Annotated in this window: 13 protein-coding genes; 5 read left to right on the forward strand and 8 right to left on the reverse strand. The window is 71.4% G+C overall.

Annotated features, from left to right (window positions below; all coding sequences use genetic code 11):
• Positions 1–51: 51 nt before the first annotated feature.
• The 3 genes from ACH45E_RS28250 to ACH45E_RS28260 all read right to left on the reverse strand — a co-directional run bounded on the left by ACH45E_RS28250 (position 52) and on the right by ACH45E_RS28260 (position 5,995).
• Entirely contained in the window at positions 52–3,834 is a 3,783-nt protein-coding gene (locus ACH45E_RS28250) for an ABC transporter ATP-binding protein (RefSeq protein ID WP_361450704.1), read from the reverse strand.
• Between the two features lie 149 nt (positions 3,835–3,983).
• On the reverse strand, positions 3,984–5,018 hold the full coding sequence (locus tag ACH45E_RS28255) for an esterase-like activity of phytase family protein (RefSeq protein ID WP_361450701.1): 1,035 nt from the start codon (positions 5,016–5,018) through the stop codon (positions 3,984–3,986).
• A gap of 53 nt (positions 5,019–5,071) precedes the next feature.
• Complete coding sequence (locus ACH45E_RS28260; RefSeq protein ID WP_361450698.1) at positions 5,072–5,995, reverse strand: serine hydrolase; 924 nt, start codon at positions 5,993–5,995, stop codon at positions 5,072–5,074.
• Positions 5,996–6,184: 189 nt separating this feature from the next.
• On the opposite strand from ACH45E_RS28260, the gene ACH45E_RS28265 reads away from it, so the two are divergent.
• The 3 genes from ACH45E_RS28265 (at position 6,185) to ACH45E_RS28275 (ending at position 9,908) form a co-directional block, all read left to right on the forward strand.
• Positions 6,185–8,440, forward strand: coding sequence for a glycosyltransferase family 39 protein (locus ACH45E_RS28265; RefSeq protein ID WP_361450695.1), 2,256 nt, complete (start codon positions 6,185–6,187; stop codon positions 8,438–8,440).
• 165 nt (positions 8,441–8,605) lie between these two features.
• Positions 8,606–9,409, forward strand: a complete 804-nt coding sequence (locus ACH45E_RS28270; protein WP_361450772.1) for an endonuclease — start codon at positions 8,606–8,608, stop codon at positions 9,407–9,409.
• Between the two features lie 145 nt (positions 9,410–9,554).
• Positions 9,555–9,908 carry a peptidase inhibitor family I36 protein gene (locus ACH45E_RS28275; RefSeq protein ID WP_361450692.1) on the forward strand — a complete coding sequence of 118 codons (354 nt, stop codon included), beginning with the start codon at positions 9,555–9,557 and terminating at the stop codon, positions 9,906–9,908.
• Positions 9,909–9,918: 10 nt separating this feature from the next.
• Here the strand turns inward: ACH45E_RS28275 and ACH45E_RS28280 are convergent, their stop codons facing one another.
• Genes ACH45E_RS28280 through ACH45E_RS28290 form a run of 3 tightly spaced genes read right to left on the reverse strand, consistent with a single transcriptional unit; the run spans position 9,919 to position 14,097 of the window.
• Positions 9,919–11,604: a thiamine pyrophosphate-binding protein gene (locus ACH45E_RS28280; protein ID WP_361450689.1), complete on the reverse strand. Its 1,686-nt coding sequence runs from the start codon at positions 11,602–11,604 to the stop codon at positions 9,919–9,921.
• The gene (gene speB, locus ACH45E_RS28285; protein WP_361450686.1) at positions 11,601–12,581 is read right to left on the reverse strand and encodes an agmatinase; all 981 of its coding nucleotides are present in this window, start codon (positions 12,579–12,581) and stop codon (positions 11,601–11,603) included. Before speB ends, ACH45E_RS28280 begins: the two co-directional genes overlap by 4 nt.
• 55 nt (positions 12,582–12,636) lie before the next feature.
• Positions 12,637–14,097: a sodium:solute symporter gene (locus ACH45E_RS28290; RefSeq protein ID WP_361450683.1), complete on the reverse strand. Its 1,461-nt coding sequence runs from the start codon at positions 14,095–14,097 to the stop codon at positions 12,637–12,639.
• 126 nt (positions 14,098–14,223) lie between these two features.
• On the opposite strand from ACH45E_RS28290, the gene ACH45E_RS28295 reads away from it, so the two are divergent.
• On the forward strand, positions 14,224–15,753 hold the full coding sequence (locus tag ACH45E_RS28295; protein ID WP_361450680.1) for a helix-turn-helix domain-containing protein: 1,530 nt from the start codon (positions 14,224–14,226) through the stop codon (positions 15,751–15,753).
• An 88-nt stretch (positions 15,754–15,841) separates the two neighbouring features.
• A complete protein-coding gene (locus ACH45E_RS28300) occupies positions 15,842–16,630 on the forward strand; it encodes a phosphatase (protein ID WP_361450677.1) in 789 nt (262 codons plus the stop codon).
• Between the two features lie 82 nt (positions 16,631–16,712).
• Here the strand turns inward: ACH45E_RS28300 and ACH45E_RS28305 are convergent, their stop codons facing one another.
• Both ACH45E_RS28305 and ACH45E_RS28310 read right to left on the reverse strand, forming a co-directional pair.
• Entirely contained in the window at positions 16,713–17,000 is a 288-nt protein-coding gene (locus tag ACH45E_RS28305) for a hypothetical protein (RefSeq protein ID WP_361450674.1), read from the reverse strand.
• A 237-nt stretch (positions 17,001–17,237) separates the two neighbouring features.
• Complete coding sequence (locus tag ACH45E_RS28310) at positions 17,238–18,113, reverse strand: acyl-CoA thioesterase II (protein WP_361450671.1); 876 nt, start codon at positions 18,111–18,113, stop codon at positions 17,238–17,240.
• Positions 18,114–18,138: the final 25 nt, after the last annotated feature.

An 18,138-nucleotide genomic window follows, 5' to 3' on the forward strand; every position in this document is an offset into this window, starting at 1 on the left:
GAACGTACTGATGTACGGACGCACGACGTATGTCGGATGGTTGCACGAGCGTCAGCGGGACGCGCCCACCGGCTCCTCCGGCTCCGCCTGGCCGATGAACGTCCGCCACAGTTCGGCGTACCGGCCGTTCCTGGCGAGCAGTTCCTCGTGGGTGCCGTCCTCGGCGACGCGGCCGTGGTCCATCACCACGACCCGGTCGGCGCGGGCCGCGGTGGTCAGGCGGTGGGCGACGATCAAGGTGGTGCGCGCGTATGCGCTCGTTGAGGGGTGGTGGTCGGGCGACGGGAGGGCGGTGCGGCGGCCTGTCAGGCGGTCCGTCGCCTGGTTGACCTGGGCTTCCGTGGCGAGGTCGAGGGCGGCGGTGGCCTCGTCGAGGAGCAGGATGTCGGGGTCGACCAGTTCGGCGCGGGCGAGGGCGATGAGCTGGCGCTGGCCCGCCGAGAGGTTGCGGCCGCGTTCGGCGACCTCGTGCAGGTAGCCGCCGTCGAGTGTGGCGATCATGTCGTGCGCGCCGACCGCCCGGGCCGCGGCCTCCACCTGGGCGTCGGTGGCGTCGGGGCGGCCGTAGGCGATGGCGTCGCGGACGGTGCCCTGGAAGAGGTACGCCTCCTGGGGGACCACCCCGAGGCGGTGGCGGTACGAGGTGAGGTCCAGGGCGCGCAGGTCGGTGCCGTCGACCGTCACCCGGCCGCCGGTGGTGTCGTAGAACCGTGCCACCAGCTTCACCAGGGTCGACTTGCCCGCTCCGGTCTCGCCGACGAAGGCGACCGTCTGGCCGGCGGGGATGGTGAGGTCGATGCCGCCCAGCGCTTCCGCACCGTCGCCGTAGGCGAAGTGCACGTCCTCGAAGGCGATGTCCCCCTGGAGCGAGCGCACCTGCTGCGGCTTCTCGGCGGACCCGGTGGACGTCGGCTCCTGGAGCAGTTCCTGGATGCGGCCCAGCGAGACCGTCGCCTGCTGGTAGCCGTCGAAGACCTGGGAGAGCTGCTGTACGGGGGCGAAGAACAGGTCGATGTAGAGCAGGTAGGCGACGAGCGCGCCGGTCGTCAGCGTGGCCGCCTCGATCCGGCCCGCGCCCGCGATCAGTACGGAGGCCGCGGCGACCGAGGACAGCAGCTGGACGAAGGGGAAGTAGACGGATATCAGCCACTGGCCGCGGATGCGGGCGCGCCGGTAGCTGTCGCTGCGTTCGGCGAACCGGCGCCCGCCGTCCCGCTCGCGCCGGAAGGCCTGCACGATCCGCAGTCCGGACACCGACTCCTGGAGGTCGGCGTTGACCAGCGAGACCCGCTCACGGGCCAGTTCGTAGGCCTTCACGCTCGCCCGGCGGAAGAAGAACGTGGCGACGATCAGCGGGGGCAGGGTCGCGAAGACGACCAGCGCGAGCTGTACGTCGATGACCAGCAGGGCGACCATGATGCCGAAGAATGTGACGACCGAGACGAACGCCGTGACCAGGCCCGTCTGGAGGAAGGTGGACAGGGCGTCGACGTCCGTCGTCATCCGGGTCATGATCCGGCCGGTCAGCTCCCGCTCGTAGTAGTCGAGGCCGAGGCGCTGGAGCTGGGCGAAGATCTTCAGGCGCAGGGAGTACAGGACGCGCTCGCCGGTGCGGCCGGTCATCCGGGTCTCGCCGATCTGCGCGGCCCACTGCAGGAGTACGGCGAGCAGGGCGAGCAGCGAGGCCGCCCAGACGGCGCCGAGGGCCGTGCGCGTGACGCCCTGGTCGATGCCGTGCCGGATCAGGACCGGCAGCAGCAGGCCCATGCCGGCGTCCACGGCGACCAGCAGCAGGCTGACGAGGAGGGGCGGTCCGAAGCCGTGCAGCAGGCGTCGCAGGCCGTAGGAGGCCTCCGGGCGGACCGCCCGCGCCTCGTCGATGTCGGGGGTGTCGGCGGCCGGGGGCAGCGCCTCGACCTGGGCGAGGAGCTCCGGGGAGGCCGGCGTGCCGGCGAGGGCGGTGTCCTTGGGCTCGCGGTCGCCGGTCCACAGCCGGGGGGTGACGCCCCGCTCGGCGTCGAACTCGGCGTCGAGTTCGTCCCGTACGGAGGTGTCCTCCTCGGGTACGGCGGGCTGGGCGTGGCCCGGGGAGACGCCGCCCAGTTCGTCCGGGTCGGTGAGCAGGGCGCGGTAGAGGGCGGATCGTTCCTGCAGTTCGTCGTGGGTGCCGATGTCGGCGAGGCGGCCGTGGTCGAGGACGGCGATGCGGTCGGCGAGGTTGAGCGTGGAGCGGCGGTGCGCGATGAGCAGGGTCGTCCGGCCGCGCATCACCTGCTTCAGCGCCTCGTGGATCTCGTGCTCGACGCGGGCGTCCACGGCGGAGGTGGCGTCGTCGAGGACGAGCAGCCGGGGGTCGGTGAGGATCGCGCGGGCGAGCGCGACGCGCTGGCGCTGGCCGCCGGAGAGGGTGAGGCCGTGCTCGCCGACCTTGGTGTCGTAGCCGTCGGGCAGCTCGGTGATGAACCGGTCGGCCTGGGCGGCGCGGGCGGCGGCCTCGATCTCGTCCTGGGTGGCGTCGGGGCGGCCGTACGCGATGTTGTCGCGGACGGTGTCGGAGAACAGGAAGGAGTCCTCGGGGACCAGTCCGATCGCGGCCCGCAGCGAGTCGAGGGTCAGCTCGCGCACGTCGTGGCCGCCGATCAGGACGGCGCCGTGGGTGACGTCGTAGAAGCGCGGCAGGAGGAGGGAGACCGTGGACTTGCCGGAGCCGGAGGAGCCGACGAAGGCGAGGGTCTCGCCGGGGCGTATCTCGAAGCTCAGGCCCTGGAGCACCGGACTGGTCCTGCCGGAGGCGTGGTCGTAGCCGAAAGCCACGTCGTCGAACTCGACGGTCGCGGGGGCGTCGGCGGGGAGGGTCTTGGTGCCGTCCTTCATCGACGGCTCGGTGTCGATCAGCTCCAGCACCCGCTCGGTGCCCGCGCGGGCCTGCTGGCCGACGGTGAGGACCACGGCGAGCATCCGGACCGGGCCGACGAGCTGCGCGAGGTAGGTGGAGAAGGCGACGAAGGTGCCGAGCGTGATGTGGCCGCGTACGGCAAGCCAGCCGCCCAGCGCCAGCATGGCGACCTGGCCGAGCGCGGGGACGGCCTGGAGGGCCGGGGTGTACTTGCTGTTCAGCCGGATGGTGCGCAGGCGTCCGGCGAAGAGGCGCCGGCCGACCTCCCGCAGCTTTCCGGTCTCCTGGTCCTCCTGCCCGAAGCCCTTCACCACGCGTACGCCGCTGACCGAGCCGTCGACCACGCCCGCGACGGCGGCGGCCTGGGCCTGGGCGTACCAGGTGGCGGGGTGCAGCTTGGAGCGGCTGCGCTTGGCTATCCAGCCGAGCGCGGGAGCTACCGCGAGGGCGACCAGGGTCAGCGGCAGCGACAGCCAGGCCATGATCACCAGGGAGATCAGGAAGAGCAGGACGTTGCCGATGGTCATCGGCAGCATGAAGAGCAGGCCCTGGATCAGCTGGAGGTCGCTGGTGGCCCGGCCGACCACCTGTCCGGTGGACAGCTCGTCCTGGCGGCGGCCGTCGAGGCGGGTGATCGTCTCGTACATCTCGGTCCGCAGGTCGTGCTGGACGTCGAGGGCGAGGCGGCCGCCGTAGTAGCGGCGGACGTAGGTGGAGGCGTAGACGAGGAGCGCGGCCACGACGAGGGCGCCCGCCCAGGGGGCCATGTGCCGGCTGTGGTCGCCGATCACGTCGTCGATGATCACCTTGGTGACCAGCGGGACCAGCGCCATGACGGCCATGCCGGCGAGCGAGGAGCCGAGGGCGAGGACGACGTCCTTCGGATACCGCCACGCGTATCCGGCCAGTCGACGTGCCCATCCCCGTTGCGGTGTCACGCGGTGCCCTCCGTTGGTCCTGGCCTGGTTCTGGCTCTGGCCCTGGTCTACGAAAGGCACCAACGCAAAACGAAGCGGATTTCATCCCTCCGCAATAAAACGAGGTCGGGAATCAGAACACGTCAGGCACATCAGATATATCCGGCACGTCAGACACGCACGCGCAGGTAGTAGAACCTGGTCGTCTGCGCCGCGTTCTGGTTGTCGTCGCTCACCAGCAGCACCTTCAGGCGGCCGTGCGCCCGGCCCGTGATCGTCATGCCCTCGATGTTGTCGAGGAGGGGGTTCGGCTGGGGCTGCTTGGCGGTGGCGCCCAGGGTCGGGCAGCCGGCGATGTCGGTGAGCAGGGTCTTCTTGATCAGGCGGACGCCCGGCTGGCCGGTCAGGTCGTCGATGCCGCTGGTGTCGGTGGCGTGCCGCGGGTCGGCCAGGTAGAGGCGGACCGTGTTGCCGACGCCGGAGGTGAAGCCGCGCTCCAGAACGAGGAGGCGGCCGTCGGGGGTCGCCTGGACCTCGGGGACGCCGAGGGCGGAGTCGGTGCGGTAGGCGTACTGGGCGCCGAGCCTGAAGTGGTTGCCCTTCGTCCGCTCCCAGGTCTGGAAGCGGACGATGCCGGGGGTGTCGCCGGAGATCGCGTACTCCATGGACGCCAGCAGGGTGTGGCCGCCGGGCAGGAGGGTCAGGCCCTCGAAGGTCTGGTTCGACGTGGCGCGGCCCGCCGGGGCGACCAGGAGGGAGGGCGGGACCGGGAGGCGGTCGAGGACATGGCCGTCGCGGGAGTAGCGGCGTACGGAGGGCTCGGTCTCGGAGGTGATCAGCCGGGTGCCGTCCCGGTCGACGACCAGGCCCTCGGAGTCGAGCGCGGCGCCGTTCTCGTCGGCGAGCGGGACGACGGCCTTCGGCGCGAGCGTCTTCGCGTCCAGGGAGAACAGGGCCGAGCGGTCGGAGAGGGCGGCGAGGGTGCCGTCGCCGTTCTTGGCGAGGGCGGAGAAGTTGCCGACGAAGTTGCCCTGGTACGTGGTCTTGTCGAGCGCGTCGGAGAAGCGGTCGATGGAGACGGTGGGCGAACAGGCGTTTTTCGGCGTGGCGTTGTCCGGAGTTGCGTTGGCGGGCCCGGCGGCGGACAGGCAAGTGGCCGCCGCCAGGCCGGCGGTGAGGGTGGCGAGTACGGTTCTCAGGCGCATGGGCGTCACCGTAGGACGGTCCGGTGACCGGCGGGAGACCGCCTCGTGAAGCGTCAGCCCTGTTCCGGAACCGCCACGAGCGCCTCGCGGGGCGTGCTGGTCGGGGTGTAGCGCGCGATGCCGGCCGTGGTCGGCACCAGGTCCTTGTGGATGGCCTTGGCCACGTTCTGGATGGTGGTGACGCCGTAGTCCATCGTGCTGTTGTCCTGGGTCAGCACGCTGATCATGTAGTCGTGCCCGGCGCCGTTGAAGGTGCCGAGGCTGTGCACCCGCCAGCCGTGCGTGGCGCGTTGCAGCCAGCCGTTCTTGACGTGCACGGAGACGGTGGACGGCGCCCCGGCGGGCGTGCCCCAGCGCTGCGATGAGACGACCTGGCTCATGAGCTTCAGGATGTAGGCGCGGGAGTTGTCGCTCAGCACGGTGTTCTTGGCGGTGACGAGCCCCAGCAGCTTCTGCTCGTCGGTGACGTTCTCCTGGGTCAGGCCCCAGTAGCCGTTGGAGCCCGGCGTGGTCTTCGTCATGCCGGCGGCGGTCAGGAAGCCCTTGACCTTCGTCGTGCCCAGCTGGTTCCACAGCTTGGTGGTCGCGGCGTTGTCCGACTGCGTGATCATGGCCTTGGCGAGCGACTGCTCGGTGCTCGTCAGATACCGGTTGTGCTTCTTCGCGTCCCACAGCAGCGTGGCGAGCACGGTGACCTTGACGGTGCTGGCCGAGTCGTAGGACGTGGTCGAGCGCAGGGTGCAGGTCGTCTTGGTGGAGCGGTCGTAGAGCCCGACGGCGACGGTGCCCCTGCGGTTCGCGAGGGCCGCCGTGATGTCCCTCTTCAACTTGTCGGCCAGGCCCGCCTTGGCGGACGTGCAACTGACGGTCGGGGTCGTCGCGGCGGCCGGGGTGGCGGCGGCGATGCCCGGTATGAGCACCGCGGCACCGACGGCTGCCGCCAGCGCCCGAACCCTCCTGGTTTTCCTGTGAGTCATACGTCTGATGACTCACAGATTCGAGTGAATGGTTGTACGAGCGCAGCTGATCATCAGGCAAAGGCTGTACAAGGAGTTGCCCATCACCGGCCGTCCGCCCGACGGGCATCACCGCGTCCAGTGCGTATTCACAGGAGGTGGCCAGGTGCACCACAGCCCCCGCTCACCCCCGCCCGGCAGTCTGCGACCGTGACATCTGCCACCGATCCCCTCCCCCGCCCGACCGTGACCCCCGACCCGCCGGGGCCCGTCCCGCCCGCGGCGCCCCCGGAGGCCGCGCCCCGCTGGTCGCTGCCCGCGCTGATCGCGATCCTGGTCCTGGCGGCGGTGCTGTACTCCTGGAACCTGTCCGGCGCCGGCCTCAACAGCTTCTACAGCGCGGCCGTCCTGAGCGGCACGCAGAGCTGGAAGGCGTGGTTCTTCGGCTCGCTGGACGCGGGCAACTTCCTCACCGTCGACAAACCGCCCCTCGCGCTCATGGTCATGGGCCTGTCCTGCCGGGTCTTCGGGTTCGGCACCTGGCAGATGATGGCGCCGATGATCGTGGCCGCGCTGGCCACCATCTGGATCCTGCACTCCTGCGTGAAGCGGGTGTGGGGGCACGGCGCGGCGGCGATCGCCGCGCTGGTGCTCGCCCTGACCCCGATCACGGTGGCCATCAACCGGGACAACAACCCGGACACGCTGCTGGTGCTGCTGATGGTCGGCGGGGCGGCGCTGGCGCTGCGCGCGACGACAAGTGGGAAGCTGCTGCCGCTGCTCGGCTCGGCGGCCTGCTTCGGGCTGGCGTTCAACACGAAGATGCTCCAGGGCTACATCGCGCTGCCCGCCGTCTTCGCGGTCTATCTGTACGCGACACGGCTCCCGTTGGTGAAGCGGATCGCCAACCTGGCGCTCGCGGCCGTGGTCCTGGCCGTCTCCAGCTTCTGGTGGGCGGCCGCGGTGTCCCTCGTGCCCGCCTCCGACCGCCCGTACATCGGCGGTTCCACGGACGGCACCGCCTGGGACCTGATCATGGGGTACAACGGCCTCGGCCGGGTCCTCGGCGGCGAGGGCAACGGCGGGGGCGGCGGGGGCGGGGGCGGCGGCTTCTCCGGTTCCGCCGGGCTCGGCCGGCTGTTCAACGACATCCTCGGCGGCCAGATCTCCTGGCTGATCCCCTTCGCCGCGATCGCCTGCGTCGCCGGTCTGGTGCTGTGCGGCAAGGCGCCGCGCACCGACCTCACGCGGGCCGCGCTGGTGCTGTGGGGCGGCTGGCTGGGTCTGCACTACCTGACCTTCGCCATGGCCGAGGGCACCATGCACCCGTACTACACGACCGCGGTCGCGCCCGGCATCGCGGTGCTGTGCGGGGGCGGCGGCGTGATGCTGCTGCGCGCCTTCCGCGCCGACAAACGGTGGGCCTGGGTGCTGCCCGTCGCCCTCGGTGTCACCGGCGTCTGGGCGATCGTGCTGCTGCGCCGGGCCTCCGGCTGGAACACCTGGCTGTGGCCGGTGATCGGCGTGGTCATGGCGGCGGCGATCGTGGGCCTGCTGGTCTTCCGCTCGGGCAACCGGGTCCGGCTGCTGGCGCCCTCGGTGGCGGCGGCGGTCGTCGCGGCGGTCGCGGGCCCGGCGGCGTACGCCTGGTCGGTGCCGTCGGAGTCGGGCGGTGGCGGAATGGGCGGTACGAACCCGACGGCGGGCCCGTCCACGGGCAGCGGCTTCGGCGGCGGGCCCGGCGGGGGCGGCGGCGGCCGGGGCGGGTTCCCGGGGGGCGGGGAGATGCCTCAGCAGGGCGGCCAACAGGGCGCCCAGGGCGGCCAGATGACCCCGGGCGGCGGTAACGGCGAACTCCCGCAGGGCGGCGGTTTCCCCGGCGGACAGCAGGGCGGCGGGAACGCGGAGGCGGGCGGCCCGCCCAGCGGCACCAACGGCGGCACGCCCCCGGGCGGCACCGGCGAGACGGGCGGTACGGCCGGACAGCGCGGCGGGATGGGGGGCTTCGGCGGAGGCGGAGGCATGGGCGGCGGCGCGAGCAGCGACCTCATCGCCTACCTGAAGAAGCACCAGGACGGCGCCAAGTGGCTCCTCGCGGTCTCCAACTCCCAGAGCGCCGCGCAGATCGAGCTCAGCACCAAGCAGCCCGTCATCTCCATGTGGGGCTTCACCGGCTCCGACAACGCGATGACCGTCGCCAAGCTGGAGGAACTGGTGAAGAAGGGCGAGCTGCACTACATCCAGGTCGGCAGCGGCGGCATGGGCGGCGGCCCGGGCGGGGGCAACAACAGCCTCAGCTCCGCGGTGACGTCGTGGGTGCAGAAGCACGGGACGGCGGTGAAGGAGAGCGCGTACAGCAAGAGTTCGCCGTCGGCCGGCTCGTCGAAGTCGTCCGGTGCCGCCAACTCCTCCAGCTCTGCGAACACTTCGACCGTCTACCGCCTGGACCCGTCCGACGTGAGCTGACGCCCGCCCGGCCCCCTCAGCTGAACGGCCCCTGATCACCACTCCTCTCAGGGGCCGTTCGCCGTGTCACCGAACCGACACCTCACGTTCATTGCGTCGCCCGCATGTTCATGTCACGCTCCGGATGCCGCCTCCGATCAACCCGCGTAGAACGGACCCCACATGATGCTGGCGACACTCCCCCGCCGCTGGAAGGCGGTGGCGCTCACCACGGCCGCCGTCCTGGCCGGCCTCACCGCACCGACGCTGACGGCGACCCCGGCCGCGGCGACGACGACCTCGTACGACTCGACGTACTACAAGAACGCGGTCGGCAAGACCGGCACCAGCCTGAAGTCGTCCCTGCACACGATCATCAGCAGCCAGACCAAGATCTCGTACTCCGCCGTCTGGAACGCACTGAAGGTCACCGACCAGGACCCGAACAACAGCGGCAACGTGATCCTGCTGTACAGCGGTGTCTCGCGCAGCAAGTCCCTCAACGGCGGCGACGTCGGCGACTGGAACCGCGAGCACGTGTGGGCCAAGTCCCACGGCGACTTCGGCGAGGTGACCGGCCCCGGCACGGACCTGCACCACCTGCGCCCCGCGGACGTCCAGGTCAACAGCATCCGCGGCAACCTGGACTTCGACAAAGGCGGCAGCACGGTCACCAACGGTGGCGGCAGTCTCGTCGACTCCGACTCCTTCGAACCGCGCGACGCGGACAAGGGGGACGTGGCTCGCATGATCCTCTATATGGCCGTGCGCTACGAGGGTGACGACGGCTTCGCCGACCTGGAGCCCAACGAGAAGGTCAACAACGGCAGCAACCCGTACATCGGCAAGCTCTCCGTCCTCAAGCAGTGGAACGACGAGGACCCGCCGAGCGCCTTCGAGGAGAAGCGCAACCAGGTCATCTACGACACCTACCAGCACAACCGCAACCCGTTCATCGACCACCCGGAGTGGGTGGACGCGATCTGGTAGGCCGGTCGTACTGGTTCTACTAGTTCGCTCACACAGGTGAGATCGATCTTGGACTCGGGCGTGTTGCCGTGTCCGGACAGGAGCATGGCGGTGCCCCGGCAGTTCCGCCGGGGCGCCCTGCCGACTGCCCTTTCCGGAGAGTCCCATGAAGCTTTGTTCCTGGTCCCTCGCTGCCGTTCTCGCCCTGACCACCCTCGTCCTGCCCGCCCAGGACGCCGCCGCGCGGGTCGGGCCGCCCTCCTGTCCCGACGGGTCGGTGTGTTTCTGGAGCGGGGAGGGGTTCAGCGGCAGTTCGTGGGAGTGGACCGCACGCAGCGGCTACCGGGACATGCCGTCCTTCCTGCATGACCACGTCGGCTCGGCCGTCGCGAGTACCAAGGCGTGTTTCATCAACTGGCAGCCGGTCGAGAAGCGGGACGTCTACAACGGCGACTGGCGCTCCCGCTACCTCGGCGACTTCGGCGGCCGTATCGACGGGGTGGGTCCGGGCAACTGCTGACCCGCGGGCGTCAGTCCAGGTGCGTCGGCGCGAACATCCGCAGTACCGCCGGGAGTACGACCACCGACGGGCCCGGTGCGGCCAGTGCCTTCGCCAGGTCCGCTTCCAGGGTCTCCGGGGTCGTGCGGACTCCGGGGACACCGAAGGACTCGGCGAGGGCCGCGTAGTCCGGGCGGGTCAGTTCCGTCGCCGTCGGCCGGCCGAAGGCGTCGGTCATGTACTCGCGGAGGATGCCGTAGCCGCCGTCGTCGACGATGAGCCAGGTGACGGGCAGTTCGTACTGCTTGGCCGTGGCCAGCTCGGCGATCGAGTACAGGGCGCCGCCGTCGCCGGACACCGCGAGCACCGGGCGGGTCGGGTCGGCGGCGGCCGCGCCCAGGGCCGCCGGGAAGCCGTAGCCGAGGCCGCCGGCGCCCTGGGCGGAGTGCATGGTGTTCACACCCCGGGGATCGAAGGCGGACCAGGCCCAGTAGGCCAGGATCGTCATGTCCCAGAAGGACGGGGAGTCGGCGGGCAGGGCTCGGCGGACCGACGCCAGCACGTCCTGTTCCAGGGCCAGTTCCTGGGAGGCGATGCGCTCGCCGACCTTCGCGAGCAGGGTGCGGACGCGTTCGCGGGCCGTCTCGTCGTCGCGGTTCTCCACCGTCTCCAGCAGCGCCTGGAGCGCGAGGCGTGCGTCGGCGTGGATGCCGAGGGCCGGGTGGTTGGACTCGAGCTTGCCGAGGTCCGCCTCGATCTGGATGACCCGGCCGCGGGGCTTGAACGTGTGGTAGTTGGAGGAGAGTTCGCCGAGGCCGGAGCCGACGACGAGGAGCACGTCCGCGTCCTCGAGGAAGTCCGTCGTGTGGCGGTCCTCCAGCCAGGACTGGAGGGAGAGGGGGTGTCCCCAGGGGAACGCGCCCTTGCCGCCGAACGTCGTCACCACCGGTGCCTGCAGCTTCTCGGCCAGCTGCCTCAGCTTGCCGGACGCGTCCGCCCGTACCACTCCCCCGCCCGCGATGATCGCCGGGCGGGCGGCACGGGTGAGCAAGTCCGCTGCCACGGCGGTCAGTTCGGGGCGCGGGGGCAGCTCCTCCGGGGTGGCGTCCGGCGCCGTCACCACCGGCAGAGCGGCCGGAGCCAGTAGTACGTCCTGCGGGATCTCCACCCACACCGGGCCGTGCGGAGCCGTGAGCGCCGACTTCCAGGCCGCGGCGATGGCGGACGGGATCTGGGACTGGGCGCGGACGGTGTGGACCGACTTGACCACGCCCCGGAACGAGGCTGCCTGGTCCGGGAGTTCGTGCAGGTAGCCGCGGCGACCGCCGCCCAGCCCGGCCGTCGGGATCTGGCTGCTGATCGCCAGTACGGGGGCGCTCGCGGCGGCGGCTTCCTGGAGCGCGGCCAGGGAGGTGAGGGCCCCGGGGCCCGTCGACAGCAGCAGGGGAGCCGCCTCGCCCGTGATCCGGCCGTACGCGTCCGCCGCGAACCCCGCGTTGTTCTCCACCCGCAGGCCGACGTACCGCAGCGCGGAGCGGCGCAGGGCGTCGAACATGCCCAGCGCGTGCTGGCCGGGCAGGCCGAAGACGGTGGTCGCGCCGAGACCGGCGAGGGTCTCCACGACCAGGTCTCCGCCGTTGCGGCCTGGGGGAGGGTTCAGTGCGGCCTCCGTCTGGGCGGGCGTCGGGCGGAGTACCAGGTCGTGGTCGTGGGTCACTTGGCTGCCTTCTCCTGCTTCGCCGCCGCGATCTGCCGGGTCATGATCGTGGTCAGTTCGTACGCCGTGTGGGAGGCCGCCACCGACGTGATCTCCGCGTGGTCGTACGCGGGGGCCACCTCGACGACGTCCGCCGACACCAGGTTGCAGGATGCCAGTCCGCGCAGGATCTCCAGCAGTTCGCGGGAGGTCATGCCGCCCGCCTCGGGGGTGCCGGTGCCGGGCGCGTGCGCCGGATCGAGGCAGTCGATGTCGATGGAGATGTACAGCGGGCGGTCGCCGATGCGCTGGCGCAGCTGGTCGGCGACCTCGTCGGCGCCCCGGCGGTAGATGTCCGCGGAGGTGACGATGCCGAAGCCCATCTTCTCGTCGTCGGTGAGGTCCTGCTTGCCGTAGAGCGGGCCGCGGGTGCCGACGTGGGAGAGGGCGGAGGTGTCGAGGATGCCCTCCTCGACCGCGCGGCGGAAGGGGGTGCCGTGGGTGTACTCGGCGCCGAAGTAGGTGTCCCAGGTGTCGAGGTGGGCGTCGAAGTGGAGGAGGGCGACCGGGCCGTGCTTCTTGGCCATGGACCTCAGCAGGGGCAGCGCGATGGTGTGGTCGCCGCCGAGGGTCATCAGGCGGGCGCCGGTGCCGAGCAGTTCGTCCGCGGCGGCCTCGATGGTCTCGACGGCCTCGTTGATGTTGAAGGGGTTCACCGCGATGTCGCCGCCGTCGGCGACCTGGGCGAGGGCGAAGGGGGAGGCGTCCTGTGCCGGGTTGTAGGGGCGCAGCAGCCGGGACGCCTCGCGGATGGCGTTGCCGCCGAAGCGGGCGCCCGGCCGGTACGAGACGCCGGAGTCGAAGGGCACGCCCACCACGGCGACGTCGGCGGTGCCGACCTCGTCCAGGCGGGGCAGCCGCGCGAAGGTCGCGGGTCCGGCGTACCGCGGGATGCGGGAGGAGTCGACGGGGCCGCGGGGCGTCTCGTTGCTGCTCATGGGTACTGCCTTCTTTCCTACGCTTCGTCGCGTATGCACGTCTTGTTCTACGACTCTACTGGTGCACCGGCACCGGTTCGGACAAGGGTTCGGGGTTCCGTCCCGCGAGGCGTTCGCGCCAGACGGCGAGGACGGCGGCGTCGGTGGGCCGGGTCGCCAGGGACACGGCGACGTAGGCGACGAGGGACGCCGACAGGCCGAGGTAGACGGGCTCGTTGGCGAGGATGCCGTACCCGGCCATCAGACCGATCACCGTGAGGCCGCCGACGATCACCGAGGCCAGCGCTCCCTGCACGGTGCCGCGCTTCCACAGCAGGCCGCCGAGGATGGGGACGAGCAGCCCGCCGACGAGCAGGTTGTAGGCGACGGTCAGCGCCTCGACGACGTCGTTCAGCGCGATGGCCGTGCCGATCACGGCGAGTCCCATGACGAGGATGAAGACGCGGTTGCCCCTGACCTCGTCGTGCTCGCTCCCGGCGCGCCGGACGGCGCCCCGCAGCCTGGACCAGATGTCGTTGTTGGCGACGGTGGCGCAGGCGATCAGCGCGCCGGAGGAGGTGGACATCACGGCGGCCAGGGCGGCGGCCAGCACCAGTCCGCGCACGCCGACGGGGAGTTCGTCCTTGACGATGGTGGCGAAGGCGTCGTCGGCGCTGCCCAGGTCGGGGTAGAGCACCTTGGCGGCGGTGCCGATCACGGCGCCGGCGAGGGCGTAGGCCAGACAGTAGGTTCCGGCCACCGTGCCGCCCCACTTCGCGGTCCTGTCGCTGCGGGCGGTGAACACGCGCTGCCAGATGTCCTGGCCGATCAGCATGCCGAAGGTGTAGATCAGCACATAGGTGAAGATCGTCTCGCCGCCGATGCCCAGCGGGTCGAAGTACGTGCTCGGCAGCTTCGCCTTCATCTCGGAGAAGCCGCCCGCCTTGACCACGGCGATGGGCAGCAGCAGGAGCAGCACGCCGACGGTCTTGACCACGAACTGCACCATGTCGGTCAGCGTGATCGACCACATGCCGCCGAGCGTGGAGTAGGCGACGACGATCGAGCCGCCGAGGATGATCGCGACGGTGCGGTCGAGGTCGAAGAGGACGTCGAAGATGGTGGCGTAGGCGATGGTCGAGGTCACCGCGAGCATCAGCGTGTACGCCCACATGACCACGCCGGAGATCACGCCCGCCCGGCCGCCGTAGCGCAGGTCGAGCATCTCGGAGACGGTGTAGACCTTCAGGCGGGCGATGCGGGCGGAGAAGAAGACCGAGAGGGCCAGCAGGCCGAGGCCGATGGTGAGCACCATCCAGGCCCCGGAGAGCCCGTACTTGTAGCCGAGGCCGACCCCGCCGATGGTGGACGCGCCGCCGAGGACGATCGCGGCCATGGTGCCGGAGTACATGGCGGGCCCGAGCCGGCGGCCCGCGACGAGGAAGTCGCTCTTGGACCGGGCGCGGCGCATGCCCCACCAGCCCATGGCCAGCATGCCTGTCAGATAGACGACGATCACTGCGTAGTCGACGGCCATGGGGCCCACCTTCCTTGCTCGCGTCATGGCTGGGTGGTTCGTGGGTTGACCCTAGGTGGCTGAAAAGCGCCCTGGAAGTGTAGGTTTCATCCACTGTCGCCGTTCCGGATGGAGGAATCGTCCACCATGCCGGACACTCCCGTGCCCCCCACCCCACCGGTCCCGCTGGTCGCGCTGCTGGCCAGGGAGGACCTGGGGCTGAGGCAGATCGCGGGGCCGGACGACCCCGGCATCGTGATCCACTGGGCGCACACCTCGGAGATGGCCGACCCGTACCCGTACCTGCTGGGCGGCGAGCTGCTGCTGACGGCGGGGGTGCATGTGCCGGAGGGGGCGGCGGGGTCGGGGGTGTACGCCGACGGCTCGGGGGCGTACTTCGACGACTACGTGTCCCGGATCGTGGCGGCGGGCGGCGCGGCCCTCGGCTTCGGGCTGGCACCGGTGCACGACACGGTGCCGAGGGCGCTGGTCGCGGCCTGTGACGCCCATGGGCTGCCCTTGCTGGAGGTGCCGCCGCAGACCACGTTCTCCGGCGTGGCCCGCGCGGTCTGGCAGCTGATGGCGCAGGCCCGCCTGGCCGAGCTGCGCCGGGTGACGGAGGCCCAGCAGAGCCTCGCCTCCGCCGCCTCCCGGCCCGACCCGGTGCCCTCGGTGCTGCGCCGGCTGGCCCAGCGCCTGGGCGGCCGGGCGGCGCTGTACGCACCGGACGGCGCACAGATCGCGGCGGCGGGACGGGAGGCACCGCAGGAGGTACGGGAGGCGCTGGCCGGGCTGGCGGGGGTCGTACGGCCCACCAGGCCGCAGGACTCCCCCTCCAGCGCCCGCGCCTCCTCCGGCCCCTCCTCCGCCCCTTCCTCCGCCACGGACACCGTCCTGGGCACCCACCTCGCCGTCTACGCCCTCGGCACCGGTCAGGGTTTCGTCCTCGGGGTCGCCACCGACCGCCGTGAGCCCGGGGACCACACCGTCGCCTCCGTCGCCGCCGTCCTCCTCTCCCTGCTCACCGGCGAGCACCAGAGCGGCGCGGGAACGGCCCGCTCGTCGGCGCTGGTCCGGCTGCTGCTCGGCGCCCCGCCCGAGGACGTGGCCCCGCTGCTCGGGGCCCAGCGGTGGGTCGTCGTGCACGCGCGGCCGGAGGGCCAGGCCCCGGACGCGGTGGCCGCCTCGGCGCTGGGCGCCGCGCTCGGTTCCGCGCTGGTGGACCTGGCGGACGGCGTGGTACGGGTCCTGGTGCCCGCCGACCGGGAACCGGCCGCGCAGCCCGGCTGGGCCCTGGGTGTCAGCACCCCCGTGGCGCCGGACGACTGGCCCGCCGCCGACACCCAGGCGGCCCGTGCCCTGGCCCGCGCCCGCGCCACCCGCACGGCGCTGGTCCGGCACGGCGGCCGCCCGGGCCTGGCCGACCTCGTGCCGCCCGGCGAGGCCGAGAGCCACGCCCGCGCGCTCCTCGGGCCGGTCTCGGCGCACCCCGCGCTCACCGAGACGCTGCGCGCCTGGCTGTCCCTGCACGGCAGTTGGGACCGTACGGCGGTGGCCCTGTCGGTGCACCGCAACACCGTCCGGCAACGGATCGCCCGGTGTGCGGCGCTCCTCGGCGCGGACCTGGACGATCCGGACGTACGCATGGAGTTGTGGTTCGCGTTGCGGAATCTGTGACCGACCGGGGCTGACCTGCGACGTGACCCACGTCCCAGCGGGTGGTAAGCCAAGGACGCGGACAGGGCCCTGCCTCACAATGGGAGACATGCCGATACCCGGGACACCCAGCCGCGCCGAGCTCGTCGACCACCTTGTGAAGACCCGTATCGCGGGCGACGTCGCGACGCCCCGCGAGAACAACCTTTCCCACTACCGCAAGCTGGCCAACGGCGACCGCAACTTCTGGTTGGGCCTGGAACTCGGCGACCGCTGGCGGGACGAGCAGGACGTGCTCGCGGTGATGGCGGAGCGGGTCGGTGTCAACGACGACGCGGAGCACCGGTACGGGCAGGACACCATCGACCCCGACCTGACCGTCGACGCCCTGGAGCGGATGGCGGCGCGGCTGCGCAAGGCGGCCGACGGGCGGCAGCGGGTGCTGTTCGCCACCGGCCACCCCGGCGGCCTGCTCGACGTGCACCGGGCCACGGCCGTCGCGTTGCGTGCCGCCGGCTGCGAGATCGTCGTCATCCCCGACGGGCTGCAGACAGAGGAGGGTTACGTGATGCAGTTCGCGGACGTGGCGGTGCTGGAGCACGGCGCCACGCTGTGGCACACGCATTCCGGTGCGCCGATGCGGGCCATTCTGACGGGACTCGAGCGCGAGGGCCGCCCACTGCCCGACCTGGTCGTCGCCGACCACGGCTGGGCGGGGTACGCCGGCCGGCACGGCGTCGACTCCATGGGCTACGCGGACTGCAACGACCCGGCCCTGTTCCTCGCCGAGTCGGAGGGCACCCTCCAGGTGGCCGTTCCGCTCGACGACCATGTGCTCAGCCCGCGTTACTACGACCCGCTGACGGCGTATCTGCTGGCGGAGGCGGGCCTGGTCTGAGCGGGAGCGGGCAAAGCCCGTGATGTGCGGTGCCGTTGACGGGGCCGCACATCACGCCTTTCACTGCTCCGGGTCGGCGATGTCAGTAGCTGTTGCCGCCGTGGTCGCCACCGCCGTTGTCGCCATGGTCGCCGTTGTCGCCATGGTCACCGTTGTCGCCATGATCGCCGTTGTCGCCATGGTCACCGTTGTCGCCATGGTCACCGTAGTTACCGTTGTCGTCGTCATCCGACCAGCTGTAACCGCCGTTGTCGTGGTTGCCACAGTCGCCGGCCGAAGCGACGCCCGCCGCGCCGAGCGCGGCGCCGCCCGCCATCAGGACGGTGGCGGCAGTAGCCGCGAGGAGACGCCTTGCGCGTTGTGCTCGCATGGGAGATACACCTTTCGTTCCATCAACTCTCGCGGCTCCGCTGTGGATTCACGAGATGGGATGGCCGCCGCCGCTGGGTGAGAATGCGGCGCGGTCTCTCAGATGTCACCGCGCTTTCATGGAGGGCGCGCCACCGGAACCAGATCGGCCGAGCGTGCCATGCATCGCGGCGTTCACTCCAAGAGCCTAATCCCGCATGCGTCACACGTCATATCGGGAGAAACGCCAGCAACACGGTCACCGTGGGACGCGGACGACGCCCTCCTGGATGACCGAGATGGCCAGCCGCCCGTCCTGGGTGTAGATGCGGGCCTGGCCGAGACCGCGGCCGCCGTACGCCGACGGCGACTCCTGGTCGTACAGCAGCCATTCGTCGGCCCGGAACGGCCGGTGGAACCACATCGCGTGGTCCAGCGAGGCCCCGACGACGTCGCCGACGGCCCAGCCGCCGCGGCCGTGCGCGAGGAGCACGGAGTCGAGGAGGGTCATGTCGGAGACGTAGGTGGCCAGGACGACGTGCAGGAGGGGGATGTCGATGGCGCCCTCGAGCTTGCCGTTGGCGCGGAACCACACCTGGGAGTGCGGCTCGCGCGGCTCGCCGAACTTCCCGTACGGCGGCTCGTCCACGTAGCGCAGGTCGACCGCCTCGCGGGCCTCGATGAAGCGCTCGACGACCTGCGGGTCGAGGTGGCCATAGCCGCGCAGGCGCTGCTGGGAGGTGGGCAGGGTGGCCGGGTCGGGCGCGGGCGGCATGGGCGTCTGGTGGTCGAGGCCGTCCTCGTACGTCTGGAAGGACGCCGACAGGGTGAAGATCGGCCTGCCGTGCTGGATCGCGACCACCCGGCGGGTGGTGAAGGAGCGGCCGTCGCGCATGCGCTCGACGTTGTAGACGATGGGCGCGCCGGGGTCCCCGAGGCGGAGAAAGTAGGCGTGCAGGGAGTGGGCGTGCCGGTCGGCGGGGACCGTGCGCCCGGCGGCGACGAGCGCCTGGGCCGCGACCTGCCCGCCGAAGACCCGCGGGACGACGGCGGAGCGGGACTGGCCGCGGAAGATGTTCTCCTCGATCGGCTCGAGGTCGAGCAGATCGAGGAGATCCTGGAGTGCCTGGCTCATGGAGTCGGTTGTATCCGCCGGTGAT

It is taken from the genome of Streptomyces sp. NPDC020299 (assembly GCF_044387825.1).
GTDB lineage: Bacteria > Actinomycetota > Actinomycetes > Streptomycetales > Streptomycetaceae > Streptomyces.